This window comes from Sporosarcina luteola, assembly GCF_023715535.1.
Taxonomy (GTDB): domain Bacteria; phylum Bacillota; class Bacilli; order Bacillales_A; family Planococcaceae; genus Sporosarcina; species Sporosarcina luteola_B.
Genome location: NZ_JAMBOI010000004.1, coordinates 346,989 through 370,352 on the forward strand (window position 1 = coordinate 346,989; position 23,364 = coordinate 370,352).

General features: G+C 39.2%; 21 protein-coding genes. 19 read left to right on the forward strand and 2 right to left on the reverse strand.

Annotation, left to right across the window (positions count from 1 at the left end; genetic code table 11):
- Positions 1-14: 14 nt before the first annotated feature.
- The 5 genes from M3191_RS11120 to ccsB are packed head-to-tail and all read left to right on the forward strand — an operon-like array spanning position 15 to position 5,312.
- A complete protein-coding gene (locus M3191_RS11120; RefSeq protein WP_251700445.1) occupies positions 15-932 on the forward strand; it encodes a F510_1955 family glycosylhydrolase in 918 nt (305 codons plus the stop codon).
- 20 nt (positions 933-952) lie between these two features.
- A complete protein-coding gene (locus M3191_RS11125; protein WP_251700446.1) occupies positions 953-1,687 on the forward strand; it encodes an urease accessory protein UreH domain-containing protein in 735 nt (244 codons plus the stop codon).
- Between the two features lie 46 nt (positions 1,688-1,733).
- Positions 1,734-2,444 (forward strand): cytochrome c biogenesis CcdA family protein, encoded by a 711-nt coding sequence (locus M3191_RS11130; protein ID WP_251700447.1) that lies wholly within the window; start codon positions 1,734-1,736, stop codon positions 2,442-2,444.
- 34 nt (positions 2,445-2,478) lie between these two features.
- The gene (resB, locus tag M3191_RS11135; protein WP_251700448.1) at positions 2,479-4,128 is read left to right on the forward strand and encodes a cytochrome c biogenesis protein ResB; all 1,650 of its coding nucleotides are present in this window, start codon (positions 2,479-2,481) and stop codon (positions 4,126-4,128) included.
- Positions 4,128-5,312 carry a c-type cytochrome biogenesis protein CcsB gene (gene ccsB / locus M3191_RS11140; protein WP_251700449.1) on the forward strand — a complete coding sequence of 395 codons (1,185 nt, stop codon included), beginning with the start codon at positions 4,128-4,130 and terminating at the stop codon, positions 5,310-5,312. The genes resB and ccsB overlap by 1 nt, the downstream gene beginning before the upstream one ends.
- A gap of 145 nt (positions 5,313-5,457) precedes the next feature.
- Here ccsB and M3191_RS11145 read toward each other — a convergent pair whose 3' ends face one another.
- Both M3191_RS11145 and M3191_RS11150 read right to left on the reverse strand, forming a co-directional pair.
- Positions 5,458-6,384 carry an endonuclease I family protein gene (locus M3191_RS11145; protein WP_251700450.1) on the reverse strand — a complete coding sequence of 309 codons (927 nt, stop codon included), beginning with the start codon at positions 6,382-6,384 and terminating at the stop codon, positions 5,458-5,460.
- Positions 6,385-6,428: 44 nt separating this feature from the next.
- Complete coding sequence (locus M3191_RS11150) at positions 6,429-8,573, reverse strand: copper-translocating P-type ATPase (RefSeq protein ID WP_371922506.1); 2,145 nt, start codon at positions 8,571-8,573, stop codon at positions 6,429-6,431.
- A gap of 114 nt (positions 8,574-8,687) precedes the next feature.
- Here M3191_RS11150 and M3191_RS11155 point away from each other — a divergent pair, with 114 nt between their 5' ends.
- The 14 genes from M3191_RS11155 to M3191_RS11220 all read left to right on the forward strand — a co-directional run bounded on the left by M3191_RS11155 (position 8,688) and on the right by M3191_RS11220 (position 23,288).
- Positions 8,688-9,659: a plastocyanin/azurin family copper-binding protein gene (locus M3191_RS11155; RefSeq protein WP_251700452.1), complete on the forward strand. Its 972-nt coding sequence runs from the start codon at positions 8,688-8,690 to the stop codon at positions 9,657-9,659.
- A 15-nt stretch (positions 9,660-9,674) separates the two neighbouring features.
- Positions 9,675-10,262, forward strand: coding sequence for a peroxiredoxin family protein (locus M3191_RS11160; protein ID WP_251700453.1), 588 nt, complete (start codon positions 9,675-9,677; stop codon positions 10,260-10,262).
- A gap of 231 nt (positions 10,263-10,493) precedes the next feature.
- Complete coding sequence (locus M3191_RS11165; RefSeq protein WP_251700454.1) at positions 10,494-11,537, forward strand: C40 family peptidase; 1,044 nt, start codon at positions 10,494-10,496, stop codon at positions 11,535-11,537.
- Positions 11,538-12,604: 1,067 nt separating this feature from the next.
- Entirely contained in the window at positions 12,605-13,408 is an 804-nt protein-coding gene (gene spoIIP / locus M3191_RS11170; RefSeq protein ID WP_251700455.1) for a stage II sporulation protein P, read from the forward strand.
- Between the two features lie 323 nt (positions 13,409-13,731).
- Positions 13,732-14,352, forward strand: coding sequence for a nitrite reductase (locus tag M3191_RS11175; RefSeq protein ID WP_251700456.1), 621 nt, complete (start codon positions 13,732-13,734; stop codon positions 14,350-14,352).
- Positions 14,353-14,441: 89 nt separating this feature from the next.
- Complete coding sequence (locus M3191_RS11180; RefSeq protein WP_251700457.1) at positions 14,442-14,729, forward strand: metal-sensitive transcriptional regulator; 288 nt, start codon at positions 14,442-14,444, stop codon at positions 14,727-14,729.
- Between the two features lie 85 nt (positions 14,730-14,814).
- Positions 14,815-15,018 carry a copper chaperone CopZ gene (copZ, locus tag M3191_RS11185; RefSeq protein ID WP_251700458.1) on the forward strand — a complete coding sequence of 68 codons (204 nt, stop codon included), beginning with the start codon at positions 14,815-14,817 and terminating at the stop codon, positions 15,016-15,018.
- A gap of 149 nt (positions 15,019-15,167) precedes the next feature.
- Entirely contained in the window at positions 15,168-17,588 is a 2,421-nt protein-coding gene (locus M3191_RS11190; RefSeq protein ID WP_251700524.1) for a heavy metal translocating P-type ATPase, read from the forward strand.
- 197 nt (positions 17,589-17,785) lie between these two features.
- A complete protein-coding gene (locus M3191_RS11195; protein WP_251700459.1) occupies positions 17,786-18,478 on the forward strand; it encodes a response regulator transcription factor in 693 nt (230 codons plus the stop codon).
- Positions 18,475-19,551: a sensor histidine kinase gene (locus M3191_RS11200; RefSeq protein WP_251700460.1), complete on the forward strand. Its 1,077-nt coding sequence runs from the start codon at positions 18,475-18,477 to the stop codon at positions 19,549-19,551. Before M3191_RS11195 ends, M3191_RS11200 begins: the two co-directional genes overlap by 4 nt.
- Before the next feature lie 128 nt (positions 19,552-19,679).
- Entirely contained in the window at positions 19,680-19,862 is a 183-nt protein-coding gene (locus tag M3191_RS11205) for a hypothetical protein (protein ID WP_251700461.1), read from the forward strand.
- Positions 19,853-20,374, forward strand: coding sequence for a DUF2269 domain-containing protein (locus M3191_RS11210; protein ID WP_251700462.1), 522 nt, complete (start codon positions 19,853-19,855; stop codon positions 20,372-20,374). The genes M3191_RS11205 and M3191_RS11210 overlap by 10 nt, the downstream gene beginning before the upstream one ends.
- A gap of 185 nt (positions 20,375-20,559) precedes the next feature.
- Positions 20,560-22,062, forward strand: coding sequence for a multicopper oxidase domain-containing protein (locus tag M3191_RS11215; protein ID WP_251700463.1), 1,503 nt, complete (start codon positions 20,560-20,562; stop codon positions 22,060-22,062).
- A 119-nt stretch (positions 22,063-22,181) separates the two neighbouring features.
- Positions 22,182-23,288 carry a stage II sporulation protein P gene (locus M3191_RS11220; protein ID WP_251700464.1) on the forward strand — a complete coding sequence of 369 codons (1,107 nt, stop codon included), beginning with the start codon at positions 22,182-22,184 and terminating at the stop codon, positions 23,286-23,288.
- Positions 23,289-23,364: the final 76 nt, after the last annotated feature.

Here is a 23,364-nt window from a genome sequence, read left to right on the forward strand (position 1 = left end):
AGGAGATCGAAATGATGAAAAAAATAGCGAAATATATTGGCATTGCGGGGATGATCACGCTTTTGTCTGCATGTAATGCGACTAAGGATGATACCTTCGGGTATGAGGAATTGGAAAACAGTAAAATTGATCATCTACATGGTCTAGGTTATATAAATGGAGGTCCGGAAGTGGTCATTTCAACACATGAAGGGCTCTACGCTTATGGTGAAGATGGTTGGAAAGAAGCGAATAGCGAAAAGCACGATTATATGGGTTTCCAAGCAGTACGTGAAGGTTTCTTTTCAAGCGGACATCCGGAACCAAATTCAGAACTTGAAAATCCACTTGGACTTGTGAAAAGTACAGATCGTGGTGCGAGCTTTGAAAAATTGGCATTTTACGGTGAAATCGATTTTCACTATATGGCAGTCGGATATGAGTCAAATGCCATCTATGCATTGAATGAAATGCCGACAAAAGATATGCCAGCGGGTCTTCATTATTCACTCGATGAGGGAAGTTCATGGAAGCAAGCTTCAATGAATGGTTTCGATTCCGAGTATATCTCGAATTTAGCAGCACATCCTTCCCGCGAAGAAATAATTACAATCGGGAGTAAAGATGGATTGTTTTTCTCACAGGACTTTGGTGAAAGCTTTGCCCCTCTAAATGAGGCGGGAATGGTTACATTTGTGATGTTGACTGAAACAGGAGGATTGTATGCCAGCTACGAGAATGACATTGTGAAGCTCAGCTCGTTTGTATCAGATGGAAAAGAGGAAGTGGAAATTTCGCTTCCAAACGAAATTGCTCCAATCGTATATATAGCGGTTAATCCAGATGATCAAGAGGAGATTGTAATTGCCACTTTTACTAATGATATTTATAGGACAACAGACGGAGGAGTAAATTGGGATACCCTTGCTAAAAATGGAGAGTTACTAAATTAAAGTAGGGTTGGTGATTTTCAATGTATGGATTTTTGTCGAAAATCAGTCAAATAATCACGGAGCCTGTCACTGGCCTTATTAATGCGTATGCAGATTTCCCACTCATGTTTGCATTACTGTTAGGAGTGGTTGGCGCTGTTGCCCCATGTCAATTGACAGGGAATATGAGCGCCATCACTCTTTACGGTAATCGGACCATTCAATTCAAAACGGATTGGCTAGAAATATTTTCTTTTATTGCGGGAAAGGTTGTCGTATTCAGTGCATTTGGTCTTTTGGCATGGATGTTCGGTCAAACATTCGAATCGAAGATGACGGAGTACTTTCCACTTTTCCGAAAGGCGATCGGTCCTCTCATTGTTGTCACTGGCCTTGTACTATTGGGAGTATTGAAACTGAGAATCTTTCAACGCATGACTATACATATACCGGTACGAATGCGAGAAGGGAAGGTTGGTTCTTTCCTTCTAGGTGCAAGTTTTTCACTTGCATTCTGCCCGACAATGTTCGTTCTGTTTTTCGTTTGGCTTATGCCAACCGTTTCGTCAACTTCGTATGGTTTTGTACTCCCCGCGGTTTTTGGAATCGCAACATCGTTCCCTCTCATTCTTCTATTCCTGATGATATGGCTTTTTGAAACAGACCGCCGCATCATGAGGAAGAGCGTGAAAATCGGTCGTGCCATTCAACGATTAGCGGGAGTGCTGCTTGTGTTGATCGGATTATTTGATACGCTGACGTATTGGGGAATCTAACTTTTGACTCTAGTAAATTGCTGTTTGTTATTAAGGAGTGTCATATATGTTCACTGATTTAAATTTATTTCTAGCATTCGGTGCAGGGCTACTTAACTTCATATCACCCTGCACATTACCTCTCTACCCGGCGTTCCTTTCTTATATTACGGGCATGTCACTGGATGAATTGAAATCCGATAAAAGGAAGATCCGGAAAAGCGGAATAGTGCACACACTGTTGTTTCTATTAGGGTTTTCAATCATTTTCATATTTCTCGGATTTAGCTCTTCATTCGTAGGGACTTTCTTTATTCAATACCAAGATCTCCTTCGACAAATTGGTTCCATTTTCATCATTGTATTTGGATTGATGATCATTGGCCTTTTTAAACCTGAATTCCTTATGAAGGAGAAAAAACTGCAATTTAAGAACCGACCTGCTGGTTATTTTGGTACATTTCTTATCGGACTTGCGTTTGCAGCGGGATGGACGCCTTGTACGGGTCCAATCACAGGGGCAGTCTTTATGCTGGCTTCTCAAAATCCGGGATCTGGCATCTGGTATATGCTTGCCTATGTTCTTGGATTCGCGATTCCATTTTTCCTACTCTCCATTTTCATCACCCGTGTTAAATGGATTCAAAAATATAGCCGAACAATTACCAAAGTCGGTGGTTATATCATGATTGCACTTGGAATCCTGCTTTTCTTTGATGGATTGACGTTCATTATTGCTTGGCTTAGTCCATTTTTCGGGGATTTCATGGGGTTTTAACAGCAAATTAAAATCTTTAAGGAGAAATTGATAAATGAGTAAAATAAAATGCCAATGTGGTCATGAAAACCCTTTTGGCACGGTTCTTTGTGAGCAATGCGGACGTCCTCAGACGGATGAGGCGAGGGAAAGTAAACTTATCGATATGCGATATGAAGGATCGGCAAGAAGATCACAGACATATAAACGATCGATTGTTGATAAAATATGGAACTTCTTTTCTAGTGTTAAGGTAGGAATAAATATCATTATTGCCGTACTTGTTACGTCGGCGATAGGCACAATTTTCCCACAGAAGCTTTTTGTTCCGGCAACGACCGAGGCTGACATCTTTGCATATTACGAAAAGCATTATGGTTTTGCTGGAACCTTGTATTATAAGCTTGGATTTTATGATATGTACAATAGCTGGTGGTTCATAATACTAATTGGGATGCTTGGTACTTCCATCATCATCGCTAGTGTGGATAGGGTTATTCCGCTCTACAAATCATTGAAAAAGCAACGTACGAAACGACATACATCTTTTTTAAAGAAGCAAAGGATTTATGCCGAAGGGGTAGTTGCTGATTCAAATAGCTCATTTGATAAAGCGGAGGAGAAGCTTAAAGAGCTTCGATACAACGTTAAGATAGAAGAAGGAGCGCTACTTGCGGAGAAAGGGCGTTTTTCCAGATGGGGTCCTTACGTCAATCATACGGGGTTGATCATCTTCCTGTTTGCGGTTCTTTTACGAACTCTTCCCGGTTTTTATGTCGATGAAACGGTTTGGCTTAGAGAAGGGGAGACACGTGCCATCCCGGGTGCTCCCGGCTATTACTTAAAGAACAATGATTTCATTATAGAGACTTATTCGAAGGAAGAAGATGCAGCTTTCGGTCAAGCTATAGATCGAGTTGGGACCATCGTGAAAAATTTCCAATCAGATGTCACCTTATTTAAAGATCCGGAGGGCGGTCTTCCAGGTCAATCAGAACAGATGGAATTTGTGAAAGACTACTCAATTACCGTGAATAACCCTCTAAACTTTGACGGATTCAACGTATACCAAATGGATTACCGTCTCAACGAATTAAAATCGATGACATTCCAGTTGATGGAAAAGACGACGGACAAGTCATTTGGCGAATTTACTGTTGACCTTCTCAATCCCGAGCGTTTGTATGAATTAAACGAAGGCGCGATTGTCGAGCTATTAGAATTCTATCCAGATTTTGATGGTGTTGAAGACGGAGAACCCGTTACTAAGTCACCGATTCCAAACAATCCAGCATTCATATTTAATATGGTGACGACAGCCAAACCGGAAGGTGAAAAAAGTTTTGTTGCTATCAGACAGACGCTTGAAACAAATGTGAATGATTATGAAGTGAAGTTTGTCAGCGCAGAAACACGAGACATTACAGGCCTAGTGGTTCGGAAGGATAAAACGCTCTATCTATTGCTCCTAGGGGGTATTATTTTCATGATTGGAGTTGCACAAGGCTCCTACTGGAACCATCGGAGAATATGGATACAAAAAGGTGATGGAAATGAACTTGTCCTTGCAGGTCATACGAATAAAAACTGGTTCAGCTTAAAAAAAGAGCTTGATAAAGTGAAACTTTACGCTGACTTGCCTCAATATGAAGATAGGCAAGAGACTAAGTTTGATGATGATGGTAAGAAAGGGGACAAGTCATAATGCAATTAGCATCATTGAGTGGAAATTTATTGTACTTCTCATTTGTTGCATATCTTGTTGCAACGCTATTCTTCGGCGGAGCAGTAAAAGGTGCAAAAACACAAGAGTCATATAAAAATAATCGATGGAGAAAAATTGCGATCAGTATTACGATAATTGGATTTATCACTCATCTAGGATATTTTATTACACGATGGATTGCTTCTGCTCATGCACCGGTTAGTAACATGTTTGAATTTATTACCGCATTTGCAATGATGGTTGTTGGCGCGTTCATCTTACTATTTTTCCTTTACAGAACACCATCCCTTGGGTTGTTTGCATTACCACTAGCTGTTGTGATGATCGGGTATGCAAGTATGTTCCCGAGGGAGCTCACGCCATTAATTCCAGCGTTGCAAACCCACTGGCTGACGATACACGTAATTACAGCGGCGATGGGTGAGGCGATTCTCGCAATTAGTGCGGTTGCAGGTCTCGTATTTCTATTGAAAAACATTGATCTAACGAAGAGATCAAAGCAACGTTTTTGGTTGGAATCAGTGATGTTCACTCTTATCCTTGTTGTCGGATTTATATTGTCCTCCTCCACATTTGCGATCATGGGGTATGAAGCGAAGTTCACCTATATTAATAAAAATGAACAAACAGCACAAATAGTATATAATTATCCGCCATTATTTGGGATGAATGAGTATGAATCACTTACTCCCGACAAGATGACGCCGCTGGCTGAAATGCCTCCAATCGTTAATGCGAAGACGCTTACGACATTCGTTTGGTCAGTTGCAACAGGCATAGTCCTTTATTTATTGCTAAGACTTATTTTGCGTCGCCCGATTGCAGCATTGTTTCAGCCGTTCGCGAAAAAGGCGAATTCCGAAGTTATGGATGAAATTGGTTACAGGTCAGTCCTGATCGGATTCCCGGTATTTACCCTTGGGGCACTCGTTTTTGCAATGATTTGGGCACATGAAGCATGGTCCAGATTTTGGGGGTGGGATCCGAAAGAAGTATGGGCGCTCATTACGTGGTTATTCTATGCAGCCTACTTACATCTTCGGCTCTCCCGCGGATGGGAAGGTGAGAAATCAGCCTGGCTTGCAGTCATTGGTTTTATCATTATCATGTTTAACTTAATTGCAGTTAACTTGATTATTGCAGGACTGCATTCATACGCATGATTCTGAAAAATAAACTGCTGATAATATAACCTGAGGCATTTTTTATACGGCCATAGAGGAATCTCGGTGCTATTGTCTCTTTTGTTACAGTGGCGATTAAACTAAAATTCCGGTGTGTATGATACTACTACACGCCGGAATTTTTTTATTGGAAATCTATTTCATTTGTCAGATTGGGAAAATCGATAAACGGATTTCGGTTTCCCTGAATCTCAAAAATAGCTTTATTTCTATGCTTTTCGTAGATGTTTACCGGGAATTGTTCATGCCACCGGACCAATAAAGGGAGACTAATGGTTTTTTTATAGTGCTGTAAGATTTCTGTTGGGTATCGCAATAAGAAATAAAGGGTTGCACGGGCAACTTGTCCTTTACCGTACTCTGGTTCAAATTGGTTGATATCAAATAAGCCGCAGTAACTACGTTTTCTAACCGACGCTGCTGATGAATCGAATTCATAATAGGGAAAGTTAGACCGTGTACTATTACACTCCGGCTCACATGCAAAGAGATGGTGTAAATCTCCTTTCATAGGTTCCCTCGCCTTAAACCAAGATTGGGGAACAACGTGTTCAGCATTGAATTTATGTTCATTCGAAACTCTTCTGACATGCCTGCCGATTTCTTTGCTAGAGTACCTTTGCTGAAAGACAAGTTTTCGGTACTTTTGAAACCGTTTTTGAACCGTATTGAAATCTTCTTCAATGACTACTTTAGGATTTTTTTGCACACCGGAATAGATGTTTTTTAGTTGACCGTCTGGTTGAAGGTCAACCCAAGTGTAAAGATATTGATCTTTACTAATGTGATAAGGGTGCTGATATTTGTGAGTTTCGGTTACAAGCTTACATAGGTCCTGGAATAAACGGTTAGGTGTAGTTTCACTAAAAGAAATTTGGCAGTAATAATGCTCGATCCATGATTGATCCTGTTCTTCCTTATAATATAGCTCATGGCTTGATGTAATTAGTTGTTGATTTTTTGTTAATTGGGCCACAAGGATATCGGAATCGCATTCCTCCATACACTCTAATTCTTTCAGCTCTTTTTGAATCAAGTCGTTATTCTCCATGACTCCACCGCCCTTAACTACTCTTTGCATAATCTCAGTAGTCCTTAAAGTTTCAGAAGTCTTGCATTGATTGCTACAATGATCGTACTTAAAGACATTAATATGGCTCCCACGGCTGGGCTTAGAACAATGCCAATAGGATATAAAACACCGGCGGCTAATGGGATTGCAGCGATATTATATCCTGCAGCCCACCACAAGTTTTGTGTCATCTTTCGATAGGTAGCCCTTGAAAGCCTGATAATATTTACTACATCAAGCGGATTGCTTTTAACAAGAACGACATCGGCGGTTTCGATGGCTACATCAGTACCTGCCCCTACAGCAATACCTAAATCTGCTTTTGCGAGAGCAGGTGCATCGTTGACCCCATCTCCAGTCATTGCTGTTCGGAGTCGTTCAACTTGTTGGATATGCTCAATCTTTTCGGACTTCTCGTGTGGAAGGACTTCAGCAAAAATTTCTTCCATTTTGAGTTGTTCACCTATATAATGCGCCACCTTCACATTATCGCCGGTCAGCATGATAGATTTGATATCCATTTCTTTTAACTGATTAATGGCGTCTATTGCTGTTTCACGTACGATATCCGCAAGAGCGATCATTCCTGCAAAAACTCCATCGATTAGCGTGAACACAACGGTTTTCCCTTCTGCAGACCATTCATCAAATTGCACTACATCAAATTGAAGGTTTTGCTCTTTCACATATCCTGGACTGACGACTAAAACATGCCTTCCATTAACAGTTCCTTCTAAACCTTTACCAGTCAATGACTGAAAATTCTCCACTCGTTGAAGAGAGATGCCCATTTCTTCTGCTTTTCTAGTTACACCTTTTGCAAGAGGATGTTGCGATTGCGCTTCGACCGCTGCTGCATAAGAAATGACATCTTCTTCTTTGAAGTCTCCAGACGTGTAAATGTTTGTTACACCGAACTCACCTTTCGTTAGTGTACCGGTTTTATCGAAGACGACTGCTTCAATATTTCGGGCGCCTTCAAAAGCAGCCCGATTTCGGATGAGAAGTCCATTTTTAGCTGCGATCGATGTTGAAACTGCCACAACCAATGGAGCTGCCAATCCTAAAGCATGTGGACAAGCAATGATTAGCACTGTCACCATTCTCTCCATGGCGAATGAAACGGGATAACCAAGGGAAATCCAAATAATGAACGTGATTAGGCCTGCTGCCAGTGCACCGTAAAACAACCACTTTGCAGCACGGTTGGCAAGGTCTTGTGCACGTGATTTGGATGCTTGTGCTTCTCTTACTAAGGTAATTACTTGTGAAAGGTACGTTTCACTACCGGTTTTCATGACAGAGATGACTAAGGATCCTTCACCATTTATAGATCCTCCTATTGCCTCTAGACCGGCTTCTTTTTCCACAGGCACTGATTCACCAGTAAGCATCGATTCATCAATTGTTGATTTTCCTTCAAGTATCATTCCATCAACCGGCACTTTTTCACCAGGCTTGACGAGTACATGATCCCCTTTTTTTAACTCCGTTACGTCAACTTCTTTAATATTTCCGTCAGCATCGATTAGATGTGCCTCCGAAGGCATCAGCTTTGCCAGCTCTTCCAAAGCCTTTGAAGCACCCATGACTGAACGCATTTCAATCCAATGACCAAGAAGCATAATGTCCACTAAAGTAGCCAATTCCCAGAAGAAATCATTGTCTGCAAAGCCGAAAACTGCTGCTGTGCTATACACATAGGCCACAGTAATCGCCAAAGTAATTAACGTCATCATTCCGGGATTTCTACTTTTTATTTCATCCTTAGCTCCAACAAGAAATGGCCAACCCCCATAAAAGAATACAAAGGTTGATAATGCGAAAAGAATATACATATCCCCGGTAAAACGCCAGTCAACGTTCAAAAACATTTGAATCATTGGTGACAAAATTAAGATTGGGATAGTTACAATTAGCGAAATATAAAAACGCCTTTTGAAATCTTTGACCATATGTGCATGGTGATCATGATGTCCGTGATTATGTTTTTCATGGGAATGTTGATCATGATGCCCGTGATGTTCTTCGTTGGAGTGATGGGCATGCTGATCATGATTGTGCTCTGATGCAGTATGTTTTTCCGATTTGTGGTGATGATGTGAATGGTTCGACACACCATTACCTCCTCTCTCAGCGGTTTTTAGGTATGTGTTAATTATACCCATTACATATGCAAAGATTATGCACTATTTGCCATTTAACATATTATTATTGAATTCTTCAAATGAATTCATCATTTAGAGGACAGATTCGACATACCCTTGTAAGGTATATAGCTTTTGAAATGTGATTATGGTTTGATGAATATTGCCAAAGGTGGGGGATTAATGGGGGATTATCAGTTATTTGTACTAGGTTCACTAGGTTTATTGACTTTCATCGTTGTTATCTTGGCTGCAAGATTGAAAAAAGTATTAGGTACTATGCAAGGTATGATCATTTCAATGTTCTACGGCATGAACGTGGGCTTGACTGCGGGTGTTTTACTAGGTGTAACTTATCAAGGGGACCTCTTCCTTTCAACTATCATCTCAATTGCGATTGGGGTTTTAGCTGGCTCGTTATGTGGACTGTGTTTTGGAATTCTTTCTGTATTAGAGGGATTTATGGCCGGATTAATGGGCGGTATGATGGGGGCAATGGTTGGAGAGATGATTCGTGCAGACCAGTCGATAAGCTTGATCCAGATTTTCTTGTTTTTATCAGTCTGCACTATTTTTATTATAGCTATTGTGAAAACTCCTCGAAATGCAAAGGTACACACTAAAAAGTGGTTATTAAAACCTTTGGTGATCTCAACATTTATTGCTGTTTACTTAATTGGTGGCAATTCCATAGCGGAGAAAAATAGAATGCTAGGGGAATCGTCATCATATAATAGTCATCATTCAGCAACATCTAATTCAACTGAAAAAATTAATAAAGAAAGACAAATTATTGCTATAGATGCTATTAATATGAAGTACTCAAATAATAAAATTAATGTTGAGAAAGACAGGGAGGTCACCTTGACACTCAAAAACCTAGATAATATAGAGCATGATATTGAAATTAAAGTTCCGTCCCTTCCAAATAATAATGAATCACATCATAATCATGAAACAGGAAGCAATGTAATACATCTCCATGCCTCACCAAAAAGTACTGAAACTCTTACATTTACACCTACTGAATCAGGAGTTTATGAATTTTATTGTACTATTCCAGGGCATAAAGAATTTGGTATGATTGGTCAATTCATTGTAAGCTAGCACTTATCAGAAGGGATGAATGTGATTAAATGGACCGTAGGTATTCTTATAGCAGTACTAATTATCAGTGGATTTATTGTTAAAATGGTCAAGTCAAATACAGAAATAACTGAGCCGATCGATACAGTTCAAGCCGCGTATGTAACATCGGTAATAGATGATGAATCAGGACTTGAAAAAGGAAAAGCATCACCGAATTTTGAACTTCCTACGCTTTCGGGTGAAAAAGTGAAGCTAACTGATTATAAAGGGAAAATAGTTATTCTTAATTTCTGGGCGTCATGGTGTGGTCCATGCAAGGTAGAAATGCCCCATATGCAAAATTATTATAAGAATAAGAAGGATGCTGCAAATGTGGAAATCATTGCAGTTAATATGACCTCCGAAGAGAGAGGAGGGAAGAAAAGTATTGAGAAGTTTGTCAAGGAGTACGGACTAACTTTTCCTATCCTACTGGATAATGATGGGAATGTATTGGATTTGTATAATATCATAACCATTCCGACCACGTACGTAATTGGCACGGATGGAGTTATTAGTCAAAAGATACTTGGACCTATGGATGAAAAGATGATAAATGAACTTGTTGAGAATCTGAATTAAAAGCCTTCAAAAAATATGATAATCTAAATAACGAAAACGCTTAGATGAATTTATCTAAGCGTTTTTTGATGCGTTCCTTTATTTCTAATTTTTTTATCTCCTTAAAAAATCCTAAAATTAGTAATATGAATGACATGATATTGTAAAGCGGATTTCATACTCTTTGTGCTAAAGTTTACCTAGAAATAGAAAAGAAAAAATAGATAGATAATAATACAATTGGGGTGGAAAATGAAAATACGTGTTTATCAATTAGTCATGGCTGTGTTTCTTATGAGCACAATACAATTTACGACACTAAATAAAGTCAGCGCAAATACTAATGACATAGCATCCTATGCCGAAAAGTTTCATGGCACGCCGTATAAATTTGGAGGTACAACTCCCAAGGGCTTTGACTGTTCGGGATATATACGGTACGTCTTTAACGAATTTAACATCAAATTACCAAGAACATCGGCAGACCAGTTTAAAGTAGGAACTTCCATCAGTAAGGAAGATCTGATGCCTGGGGATCTTGTGTTTTTTAAAAATACGTACAAAAAAGGGATTTCACACACTGGAATCTATTTAGGGGATAACGAATTTATCTCAGCCAAGAGCCGTGGTGTTCTTAAGGCAAATTTAAAAACAGATCCTTATTGGGCTCCGAAGTATGCCGGTGCCAAACGTGTGGCAAATATTACTAAAGTAGCTTTTGACCCAGTTCAAGTAAAATCAGATGAAAAGATGAGTGAAGTATTTAGTGATCTATCTATAGAACATCCTGCTTATGAGGCAATTATAGCACTAAACGAAAATGGCGTAATAAAAGGTTACGAGGATTCTACATTTAAACCTGAAAAGTCAATCACACGTGGTCAAGCGGCTGCAATGATAAACCGCGAGCTTAAATTAAAGGGTTCGACCGAAGTGACATTTTCGGATGTTGCGCCTGAGCACCAGTATGCAGCCGACATCGCGGCTTTAAATAAAGCAGGAATCCTTCAAGGTTATGCAACGGGTGAATTTGGTATTAACGACAAACTTACACGTGCACATCTTGCCGCAATCGTAGATAGAGCGTTTGATCTTCAAGAAAAAATAGATGGTAATGTTCAAGTCGCGTCCAATTATAATGATGTACCATCAAGTCACTGGGCATCCGAGGCAATTCATGCACTGAAGACATTTGATCAAACAACAGTGTTTCAATCTAAAACCTTTAACATCGCAAAAGAAGCGACTCGCGCAGAATTCTCAGCCGCAGTATACAGCGCAATTTCCGGAAGATAAAGGTACCAAATCATAGTAATGGCGCCCATCTTGTAGTATAGATTAACGGGTTCGGTTGATGGGGTGAAAACACAAAAACGCACAGTCAATGTTCTGTGCGTTTTTACTTGTCGTATTTTATTGGTGTAATTTAAATATGCCTTCCTAAACAATCGCGCCCAATAACTGAAGAAACCCTTATTCAATCATAAAATAATGGTATAGCGGGTGGTATCCCAGCTTCGGGTAGAAGGAATACAAAAATCGTAAAAAGCATTAATAGAAAAGAGAGTAACAATGTAAAATAAGGAGTTATACGGGTTCTTTTTCCGATAATTGATAAAAGTGATAGTATAAAGCCCCCCACAGAAAGGAAAACACATAATAAAAATCCGAACCACGGATTATACACCGCTATCTTGTTTAAGCCAGTTGATAAAAATAAGATAATATAAACTGATACAAACACAATACCCATTACTGAAAGCGATCGTGCATTTCTTTTTATCAATCATAACACCTCACTCTTACCCATTCTAATCATCAATAAATGGCTCCGTTTGTTAAATAAGCCGTCCTCTTATCATCTATTTTAGCACATAGTCCCTTGTCCTCTTCGATTTTATCAATTATTTCTAAATTGTTTACAAAGAAAGTATTCCACCTCCGATTAACAAGCATATTTGCACCGCAATTAGTAGGTACACATAAATTTATGTGCTGTTGTTAATTCGTTTACCAATTGTAATGCTATTCTCTATTGATATTCACCACGAACATTGATATACCAAAAATAGGTACACCAATTCAAGTGTGAGTTGCTTCCCCATATGCTATGTTTTTTAACGTTTTCTCCCCGTGTACCGAACCCGTTAAGTATAGATGGGTGCCTTTTTTTATTGTAGAGATTATAGATGATTTTGCAGATAAAGTGAGGCAAGCTATGCTCTACACTACGGTCAACTTTCACACCTTATGGCAATCGAATTTCTACTCAATATGTTCAATAGTATTACCTTTTCCAAATACAGTTCTACAATTCTATTCTGTTGATTAGATACATAGAATTATATTCGGAGGGGAATATAATGAGAAAAGAAACTAAAATATATTCAGTTTTCATATTAGCACTATTTTTATCTCCAATAATTGTCGCAAATTATTCTTCAACACCATTACAAATAACTAAAGCAGAGCCGATAAAAAAAAGTCTAATAGTGTATGCGGAAAATCTGTCAGAATCCGACGTTCCTCATTTACAACAAAAACCCTCAAAAACCCTAGTGTTTTTCACACATTCACATGAAGCCTTCCAACCTATAGTGCAAAACAAAGAAAATCTTACAGCCGTCTATCATCCCGCTTCAAATATTATGGCGTTCGAAGATACAATAAAAAATCATTTTGATCTAAACGGCATTCAATCGGAATTTCTTGCTATTGATACAATGGAAGAAATGGAAAAGCAGAATAGTGCTTTCCGCGAGGCTTATCATGTGGTGCGTCCCTTTGTTGAAAAACAAATCAAGGAAAATGAGTATGATTTAATCATTGACCTTCATAGGGATTCCGCTAAAAGGAAGACAACGACACTTACATATAATAATCAGACCTATGGAAAAATATATTTCGTTGTAGGAGAAAATAATCCGAATTTCCATAAAAACAAAGAATACGCCGAGCAGTTGTCTGCTCAATTAGATAAATTGGTGCCGGGTATTTCGCGTGGGATTTTTGGTAAAAGAGGAGAGCATGTAGACGGTGTCTATAATCAGGATTTGGCTCAAAACATGGTTCTTATTGAGCTTGGAGGTATAGATAATACAGAAGAAGAAATAAATCGATCAATTTCTGTTTTAGCAAAGGCGATTTCTACCGTTCTACAAGAGTAAAGTTCTTAGTATTAATGAAGTTTAGGAGGTTTTTTAAAAAAAGAAAGTACTTATTGCATTTGGTAAAAAGGATACACTTGTATGGGGAAGTGCAAGTTCAATCCATTTTTATAGATATACCAATAGTCACTTCTCAGTTGCAGCACACAAAGCAATTTACGGAAACTTAAGGTATCAAATCATAGCTGTAATTGCGTCCATCTCTGAATAAGGATGGGCGTATTTTAATGAATTTGGTTTGCTTTATATTAGGACTATCAGTAATAATGATATTGCAACTAACATTTGAATAAATGCAAATATAAAATTCAAAGGAGCAAATCATGAAGGATAATAAAATAAAAATCGCTGTAAATGGCGGTATCAATTATGGGGCTAAGCTTACTGCAAAACAGCTAATGGTATTGGCCAAACATTTAGGAGACGAAGAGGAACTGGAGTTAACTACCTTTCAACAATTATACGTTGAAATACTTGAAGAGAAAAAAGAAGAAATCATTGCAGAGTTTAAAGAAGCTGGACTTCATTGTTATCCAGTCGGGAATTATGTTAAAAGTTTACGAACATGTAACTTTTGCAAAGGCTCTGAAGAAGAAGGAATGCCTGTTGCGATTGAACTGAACAATAGAATAGCAGGAACTCCTGTTCCTGTCACGTTAAGACCTGCTTATACGGGTTGCCCAGTTGGTTGTGGAGAGCCGCTCATGAATGATATTGGTGTCATGAAGACAAGGGATACTTATAGTCTGTATATCGGTGGAAAATCAAAAGGAAACGATGCTTCAGTCGGTTATTTATTCAAGGATAAGCTTTCTCCGGAAGAATTGTATTCAGTTGTTGAACAATTAATTGACTTATATGGCAGAGAGGGAAAAAAACGAGAACAATTTCACAAGTTTGTAAAACGGGTTGGAAACGAAGCTTTACTTGAGCAAATCAAGTGAAACCGTCGTTAATTTGCATTGGAACTGAACGAAGTAAAGAGGTATAATAGGGGTAAGGGGTATGATAACTAGTCGGGGAGGGGAGAAGAATGCAGGAAACAAACAAATCTACTGTTCAACCAAATAAGCAGCAGCTTCTAAACCGTTTAAAACGCATTGAAGGGCAAGTGAGGGGGGTTCATCAAATGGTTGAAACCGACCGTTACTGTGTGGATATTTTACACCAAATCAGTGCCATTCAATCAGCGATGAATAAGGTTTCTCTCGCTTTACTGGAAGATCACACTCATCACTGCGTAGCAAATGCGATTAAAGGGCAAGACGGTGAAAATGCCATCAAGGAATTGATGGATATCATGAAAACAATGACGAAATAAAGAGCTCTGAATTTTTTTTAACAGTTGACATACCATGCGGGGGTATAGTAAATTTAAAGTAATAATTGATTAGGAGGTCGTCAAAATGAATGAAACATTGAAAGTTCAAGGGATGTCATGTAATCATTGCGTCAATTCTATCGAAGAAAGCGTTGGGAATCTTACAGGTGTTTCTTCCGTAAAGGTGGATCTTGGCAATGGTGAAGTTTCTGTAGAGTTTGACAGCGGGCAAACAACATTGGATCAAATTAAGGAAACAATTGAAGAGCAAGGGTATGACATCGCCTAATCTCGGGTATCATACTTTCGTAAATTGAATACACAAACAATCTTCCGGTTATACCACACGGGGGTAGAAGGCGGCGGGTAAGATCGTACCATCTGGTATGGTCTTTCTTTTTAATGTCAATATACCCCCACTATGTATTGGAGTGATAAATAATGGCAACTCAAGAAAAAACATTGCAAATTCATGGAATGACTTGTGCAGCATGCGCTAATCGAATTGAAAAGGGACTTTCGAAAATAGAGGGTGTTGAACGAGCAAATGTGAACTTTGCATTGGAACGTTCAACAATCGTCTATGACCCAGAGAAAACGAATGTCAATGAGTTTAAGGAAAGGGTAGAAAAGCTTGGCTACAATGTCGTTCAAGAAAAAGCCTCTTTTGATATTTCGGGCATGACCTGCGCAGCTTGTGCTACGAGGATTGAAAAAAGAATTAGTAAGATGGATGGAGTAACAAATGCAAACGTCAATTTTGCGTTAGAAACAATTGCTGTCGAATATGATGACAAACATGTGCAAACATCAGACATGATAACAGCTGTAAAAAAATTAGGATATGAATTGATTCCGAAGCAAGACGGGCAAAAGAAGATGGATCATAAAGAACAAGAAATCAAGAAGCAGCAGAGAAAGTTCATTATTTCACTGATCCTGACGGCTCCTTTATTATGGACGATGGTAGCTCATTTTGAATTTCTGTCATTTATTTATTTGCCTAATGTTCTAATGAATCCGTGGGTACAGCTTGCGCTTGCAACGCCGGTTCAATTTTTTGTTGGTGCCCAATTTTATAAAGGTGCTTTCAATGCTTTACGAAATAAAAGTGCTAACATGGACGTCTTGGTTGCACTGGGTACGAGCGCAGCGTATTTCTACAGTCTCTATTTGTCAATCGAATGGATGAATACAGGTAGTGTCGGACATCCGGAACTCTATTTTGAAGCTTCTGCTGTCATTATCACTTTAATCGTACTTGGTAAACTATTTGAAGTGCGTGCAAAAGGGAAAACGAGTCAGGCGATTCAAAAGCTACTTGGTTTGCAGGCTATAACAGCCCGTGTTCTGAGAAATAGCGTTGAAAAAGAAATCCCGATTGAAGAAGTCGTGACAGGAGATATTATCCTAGTCAAGCCGGGTGAAAAGATTCCGGTAGATGGGGAAATCATTGAAGGACGATCTGCAATCGATGAATCGATGATAACGGGCGAAAGTATACCGATTGATAAAGTTGCGGGTGACGTTGTAATTGGGGCAACGATCAATAAGAATGGTTCGTTGCAAATCAAAGCAACAAAAGTGGGAAAAGATACCGCATTAGCGCAAATTGTAAAAGTGGTTGAAGAGGCACAAGGGTCTAAGGCGGATATTCAGCGATTGGCTGACCGAATTTCTGGAGTTTTCGTGCCTATCGTTGTTGTCATTGCGATTGTCACTTTCTTTATTTGGTATTTTGCGGTGACACCGGGTGATTTTCGCTCAGCGCTTATCCCGACCATTTCGATTTTGGTCATTGCTTGCCCATGTGCACTTGGATTGGCAACACCGACTTCTATCATGGCGGGTTCTGGTAGGGCTGCTGAAATGGGCCTTCTCTTTAAAGGCGGAGAACATCTGGAGAACACACAATCAATTGACACTGTCGTATTAGATAAAACAGGAACCGTTACAAAAGGCGAACCTGCACTGACAGATATTCTGGTCGCCGATGGATTTGATGAAGTGGAAGTTCTTCAATTGATTGGAACTGCTGAAAATCAATCGGAGCATCCATTGGCACAAGCAATTGTTAAAGGTGTAAAGGAGAAAGGTTTAACACTTCTTGAAACGACTGACTTTGAAGCTTTACCGGGATTTGGTATTCGAGCCGAAGTAAATGGTAGAGAAGTGTTAGTTGGCACAAGAAAATTGATGAGAGAGCGTAACATTGCAACTTTGAATTCAGAAGCCTCGATGGAGGAGCTGGAAAGTGAAGGGAAAACAGCTATGCTTATAGCTGTAGATGCTAAACTTGCCGGTGTTGTCGCAGTAGCCGATACCGTAAAAGATACTTCAAAAGAAGCAATTGCAAGAATGCAGGAGCTAGGTCTAGAAGTCATTATGCTAACGGGTGACAATCAACGTACTGCAGAGGCCATTGCCCGTCAAGTAGGTCTGTCTAACGTAATTGCGGAAGTACTTCCAGAACAGAAAAGTGAAGAGATCAAAAAACTTCAGGAACAAGGCAAAAAGGTGGCGATGGTAGGGGACGGAATCAATGACGCTCCAGCACTTGCCATGGCAAATGTCGGAATGGCAGTCGGGAACGGAACAGATATCGCCATAGAAGTAGCAGACATTACGCTAATGCGAGGAGACTTAAATAGTGTTGCTGATGCAATTATTATGAGTCGAAAAACAATGCGGAATATAAAAGAGAACTTGTTTTTTGCTTTCATTTACAACACAATCGGAATTCCGATTGCAGCAATTGGCTTATTAGCTCCTTGGGTAGCGGGTGCAGCGATGGCCTTCAGTTCGGTTTCCGTGGTGTTGAATGCATTGCGTCTACAGAAAGTGAAAATAAGGAATTAACAATGAGAGGCCTATACCAACTCTTAACTGGAGTTGGTATAGGCCCTTTTATATCTAAAAAAGAACTCATCTTGGTGTATTAGGTTGCTTGATTGTCGTCTAACACATTCTGTTTTCTTGTCTTAATATCGATTGTGTTAACATTCTGTTCATAAAAGGATGCTACTATAAAGTGTAAAAGAATGAGAGGTCGGATGATGAACAAGCCAATTGAAGTTCTCGTCATCGAGGATGATTCATACATTTGTGATTTGATCAATTTATACGCAGAAAATAGTGGTTATGAAGTTAGCGTTGCAAACGATGGGGCAACCGGGTTAGATATGTTTCATGAAAGTCCACCTGATCTGGTCATCCTGGATATTATGCTGCCTGAAATGGACGGTTGGGAAGTTTGCAAGGAAATAAGGAGATATGATAAAACGCCTATTATCATGCTGACCGGGAAAGGTGAAAGCTACGATAAGTTAAAAGGTTTCGAACTTGGAACAGATGATTACTTGGTGAAACCTTTTGATCCGAATGAATTAATGGCACGGATAAAAGCGGTTCTTCGGCGAGCCAATCCTACATTAGATACTAATCAGATTATCGAGCTTCCTATGTTAGAGATTAATCTTCATCAATACAAGGTAATTTATGATGAAAAGGAAATCGGTTTGGCACCTAAAGAAATGGAGTTGCTTTACTTTCTCGCCACCCATCCCAATCAAGTATTTACTCGTCAGCAACTGTTGGACCAAATATGGAGCTTGGATTTTGAAGGGGATCCGAGAACGGTAGATGTGCATATCAAAAGGATTCGAGACAAATTGGGAAATCCCAAGTCTTATTGGAGAGTGAAAACTATAAGAGGAGTCGGATATAAATTTGAGGTGAACAACTATTGATTCGAATTAAAAGTATTTTTTTCAAGCTGTTTATCACATATATCGTCATATTAATTGTGTCACATTTCATTTATGCTACTACTTCATATTTGCTATTTCAGAACAACCTTACTGAAATGCACCTAAATCTTGAGGGTATAAACCAATTGAAATACATGTTAATAACATCTTCTATTATTTCTATAACGATTACAGGTTTATTTACCTATTACATCACTAAAAGAATTACCTCTCCACTTCGGGAAATGAATCGTGTTGCTCTTCAAATCGCTAGAGGAGATTTTAATCAAAGCGTTAAGATCAGAACACATGATGAACTGGGGGAACTGGGACAAACATTCAACCATATGACACATGAGTTGGCCAGCTTGGACAAGATGAGAAAGGATTTTGTTGCCAATGTTTCCCATGACTTACGCTCACCACTCACTTCGATTCATGGGTATGCCACGGCATTTCTGGATGATAAAATCCCCAATGATAAAAAACGACATTATTTTAGCGTCATTAAAGAACAAACTGAACGAATGATAAAGCTTGTAAATGATATTCTGGATATGTCTCAAATCGAATCGGGACAATTAGAAATTCGTCCAGCACTTTTTAATTTGTCAGAGCTGGTACGCCAAGTCATGGGTCGCATGGAAGTTGAGTTTGTAAATAAAAATTTGAATGTAGAGTTAATATCTAGAGAAGAACAAGATATCTACGTTTTTGCCGATGCTGACCGGATAGATCAAGTGATAGTTAATTTAATTCAAAATGCAGTACAATTTTCCACCTACAATAGTTCAATAAAAGTGTTTCTGAACAAGGGAAAACGAGCGGTGGTGTCGATTCGTGATTATGGACCGGGAATCAGTCAAGAAGAAATTCAAGCTATTTGGGAAAGATTTTATAAAGCTGATGCAGCTCGTACAAATAAGGCGGGCACAGGGCTAGGCTTATCCATTGTTAAGCACATATTAGATCTTCATCAAACCGATATTAAAGTGGAAAGTGAAGTAGGGACAGGAACAACCTTTACTTTTTCACTACCATTGACTTTGAACGAATCTACTAACAGGAAATAGGTAATTCTCTGTTCATCATCCGTTCATAATACATTGTTATACTAAATTGGCATTGGGTTTGAATACTAAGGAGGAAATCTAGATGAAAGAATTATTATCAAAGAGGTGCAACAGAGGAGGATACACATATGGCTGACCGTAAAACGACTTCAAATACACCTCGCTGGGTAAAAGTGTCTGGGATAATCGCAATCGTTCTAGTGTTACTAGTCGTCCTTATTATGATCGTCAGTGGTGGTAAACACGGCCCTGGTCGCCACCTACCGTCTTCAACCGGCGTTGAGCAAAGTGTGGAACAGCCATGGTCATGAAACCCGCTCTCCGCAAGTTAGCACTCACTGTGCATATCGCTTCTTCGGTGGGCTGGCTCGGCGCGGTAGTTGGTTTCCTGATACTTGTTGTTGCGGCTCTCTCCAGTCAAGATACTAAGACAGTTCAAGCTGTATGGATAGCGATGGAGTTGACTGGTTGGTTCGCTATTGTCCCGTTGGCTCTTTTCTCTCTACTTACTGGGCTTGTTATGTCAATGGGAACCAAGTGGGGGTTAGTAAGGCATTACTGGGTCCTTTTCAAACTTCTGCTAACTATACTAGCGACTGCCGTCTTGTTGCTGAATATGCAGACAGTGAGCTTCTTTGCTGAAGTTGCGATAGGGACGGGAAGTGCTGATCTTGGAGGGATGTGGGGTGAATTGCTCCATGCCGGGGGCGGCCTGCTAGTATTGCTCATCATCACAATATTATCGGTCTATAAGCCGCGAGGTATGACGCGGTATGGGCTGCGCAAGCAAGAACAACAGCGTAAGGTCACGACGATAGACTAAATAAGAGAACCCATGCCAACTTCTATAAGAGTTGGCATGGGTTTTCTTATTTCGTATTCCACAGACTATGCAAATTCTATGCATTAATTATGACGAATTTTAGACACACCTGTCGCATGCATATTTTTTTCATATGTTCTTGTTATGCTGAAAATAGAAATAATCATAGAGAGGGGAAAAAAGTGATGGGAATCAAGATAACACTTGCCGCAGCGGCAATTAGTATATTGGTTATCAGCGGTTGTAGTAATAACGTTAAGCCTGAGAAGGAAATGGATCATTCAACAATGAATCATGAAATGGAGGAAATGGATCATTCCACTATGGGTGAAATGATGGAAGGGCATATGAGTCATGACGAGGTAGTTATGTTAAACGACTCAACAGGGGAAAATGAATTGAAAATCCCTACTATGCTTGAACAGGACGACGGTGAAGATGTCGTATACACGGTTCGGGCACAAAAAGGAAAGACCGAAATATTCAATGGGACTGAAACTGAAACGTATGGATACAACGGGTCGTTTTTAGGACCAATGCTCCGTTTCGAAAAAGGCGACAAAGTTAAAATAAGAACGATAAATGAGTTGGATGAAGCGACGACTTTCCACTGGCACGGCCTGGAAGTACCCGCGGACGTTGATGGAGGACCGCATGATGCACTTGAACCGGGAGAAGAGAAAGTAATTGAATTTGAAGTGACACAAGAAGCGTCAACATTATGGTTTCATCCACATCCCGAAGGAAAAACATCTGAACAGGTATATAATGGACTTGCCGGTTTGATTTATATTGAAGATGATAATTCGAAAAGCCTTGGGTTGCCAAGTGTTTATGGTGAGAATGATATTCCTTTAATTTTTCAAGATCGGAAATTTGATGATAAGAAACAATTGAATTACAGTGCTGCAAAGAATGAAGATGGAACAATCGGCGATACACTATTGGTCAATGGGACGTTGAATCCCAAGTTGACTGTCAACAAAGAGAAAGTACGTCTCCGTTTACTAAATGGGTCTAATGCGCGGAACTTCACTTTTAAATTGAATACGGGTGATTCTTTTGTCCAAATCGCTACAGATGGCGGCTTTTTGAATGAACCGGTCACTTTAAAAGAAGTGACACTGACACCTTCTGAGAGGGCTGAAATTATTGTTGATTTTTCACAAATTGATACAGAAAAAGATTTAGCGTTAACGAATGAGGATGGATCTATTCTTTTACCATTTGAGGTCTTAGATCAAAGTAGAGCGATTAGTAAGATTCCAGGAGTAATGAATGACATATCATTAACAGAGGAAGAAATGGACCTGCCAGTAACAAAGAAGATAGAACTCTTTGGTATGATGGATATGGTAACGATAAATGGAAAGAAGTACGATCCGGAGAGAATTGACTTCACACAACAGCAAGGGGTTATGGAAGTCTGGGAGATTTACAACAAGCCAGACGATATGGGCGGTATGATTCATCCATTCCACATCCACGGGACGCAATTCAAAATAATTTCCAGAAATGGAGAAGCACCACCGGAAAATGAGCGGGGATGGAAAGACAGTATTTCGATTCATCCAGATGAGACGGTTAAGATAGCAATACAATTTAATCATAAGGGTGTTTATATGTTCCATTGTCATATTCTCGAACATGAAGACAATGGTATGATGGGACAAGTAAAAGTCGAATAAAGATCAATCTATTTAATTGCGTTAGAAAGCAGTAACAGCCAGTGTGTAGTGGTTTACACTGGCTGTTTTGGAATTCATCTAAGGAAAAAATTTCATTCTATCTAAAGGTAGGCCAAATAATGCTTCCAAAAATCAAACCATATTTAAAGAATAACAATAAGAAGAAAAAGAAAAAGAAAAAGTCCTTGCTCGCTGTTCTTTTATATTTTGCAATTGTATTATTTTTTATTTGGTTACTAATCGTTTCTATGCTTGCTTTATATATTCGGAAAGATGAAAACAAAGAAAATCCCGCGTCTGGAAGTGACTCTTCTTTTTCAAACTTTGAGATGGAAACGTTAGACAATCATTCAGGTATTCCGAATCCAGTTACAGAATTCAACATGTCTATTAATAGCACACCAGATGAAAAAATTATGAAGAGTAAAGAGCAACAACCAGATAGAGATGAATTCAAACCGCTCATGAAGGATCTTTTGAAAGATGGTGAGCTTACATTTAAGAATCTTGATGCTATCTTTGCGAATATGAAATCTCCCAAAATGATTCCTAAAGATTCAATACACTCGACTTTCGGCAGAGATGTTATTTTTATTTATCACACACATAACAGGGAATCCTTCTTACCGTATTTAAAAGACAGAAATAAACCGGAAGGAGCTTATCACTCAAAAGCGAATATGACATTGGTTGGTGAAATGCTTGGCAAAGCATTGGAAAGAAGAGGAGTAGGAACGAAAGTGGATTCAACTGATATTGTCCAAGAACTAAGTTTGCGAGGATTAGACTATAATAGTTCTTATCAGCTTTCAGGAGAAATAGTTAGGACAGCGCGGGGCGAAAATAAAGATTTAGATATTTTCTTAGACTTACATCGTGATTCATTGCGGAAAGATTCTACCACCATAAAAATAAATGGGGAAAACTATGCCCGGCTATTGTTCGTTGTGGGAACTGGACATGAAGATTACACAAAGAATCTTTCTTTTGCTGAGGAAGTGCATAATGTTCTTTCAAAGCAGTATCCCAGTTTGTCAAAAGGAATATTGAAAAAGGACAAAAGCCAAGGTAATGGGGTATATAACCAAGATCTTTCTCCGAATTCTATTATTGTAGAAATTGGCGGTGTCGATAATACGGTAGAGGAATTACAGCGAACTGTTGAAGCACTTGCGGATGTGTTAAGTGAATATTATTGGCACGGGAAAAGCAATTTGGTTGATTAACATATCGTGGAAATAAGGACTTTTTAAGGAGATGCTCACTTTCTGTTTAAAATAATTCCTTAAGGGAAAAAATACA

Coding starts and splice junctions, on each gene's coding strand:
- M3191_RS11120 (WP_251700445.1), top strand. CDS start 15: ATGAAAAAAATAGCGAAATATATTGGCATTGCGGGGATGATCACGCTT.
- M3191_RS11125 (WP_251700446.1), top strand. CDS start 953: ATGTATGGATTTTTGTCGAAAATCAGTCAAATAATCACGGAGCCTGTC.
- M3191_RS11130 (WP_251700447.1), top strand. CDS start 1,734: ATGTTCACTGATTTAAATTTATTTCTAGCATTCGGTGCAGGGCTACTT.
- resB (WP_251700448.1), top strand. CDS start 2,479: ATGAGTAAAATAAAATGCCAATGTGGTCATGAAAACCCTTTTGGCACG.
- ccsB (WP_251700449.1), top strand. CDS start 4,128: ATGCAATTAGCATCATTGAGTGGAAATTTATTGTACTTCTCATTTGTT.
- M3191_RS11145 (WP_251700450.1), bottom strand. CDS start 6,384: ATGGAGAATAACGACTTGATTCAAAAAGAGCTGAAAGAATTAGAGTGT.
- M3191_RS11150 (WP_371922506.1), bottom strand. CDS start 8,573: ATGGGTATAATTAACACATACCTAAAAACCGCTGAGAGAGGAGGTAAT.
- M3191_RS11160 (WP_251700453.1), top strand. CDS start 9,675: ATGAATGTGATTAAATGGACCGTAGGTATTCTTATAGCAGTACTAATT.
- M3191_RS11165 (WP_251700454.1), top strand. CDS start 10,494: ATGAAAATACGTGTTTATCAATTAGTCATGGCTGTGTTTCTTATGAGC.
- spoIIP (WP_251700455.1), top strand. CDS start 12,605: ATGAGAAAAGAAACTAAAATATATTCAGTTTTCATATTAGCACTATTT.
- M3191_RS11175 (WP_251700456.1), top strand. CDS start 13,732: ATGAAGGATAATAAAATAAAAATCGCTGTAAATGGCGGTATCAATTAT.
- M3191_RS11180 (WP_251700457.1), top strand. CDS start 14,442: ATGCAGGAAACAAACAAATCTACTGTTCAACCAAATAAGCAGCAGCTT.
- copZ (WP_251700458.1), top strand. CDS start 14,815: ATGAATGAAACATTGAAAGTTCAAGGGATGTCATGTAATCATTGCGTC.
- M3191_RS11195 (WP_251700459.1), top strand. CDS start 17,786: ATGAACAAGCCAATTGAAGTTCTCGTCATCGAGGATGATTCATACATT.
- M3191_RS11205 (WP_251700461.1), top strand. CDS start 19,680: ATGGCTGACCGTAAAACGACTTCAAATACACCTCGCTGGGTAAAAGTG.
- M3191_RS11210 (WP_251700462.1), top strand. CDS start 19,853: ATGGTCATGAAACCCGCTCTCCGCAAGTTAGCACTCACTGTGCATATC.
- M3191_RS11215 (WP_251700463.1), top strand. CDS start 20,560: ATGGGAATCAAGATAACACTTGCCGCAGCGGCAATTAGTATATTGGTT.
- M3191_RS11220 (WP_251700464.1), top strand. CDS start 22,182: ATGCTTCCAAAAATCAAACCATATTTAAAGAATAACAATAAGAAGAAA.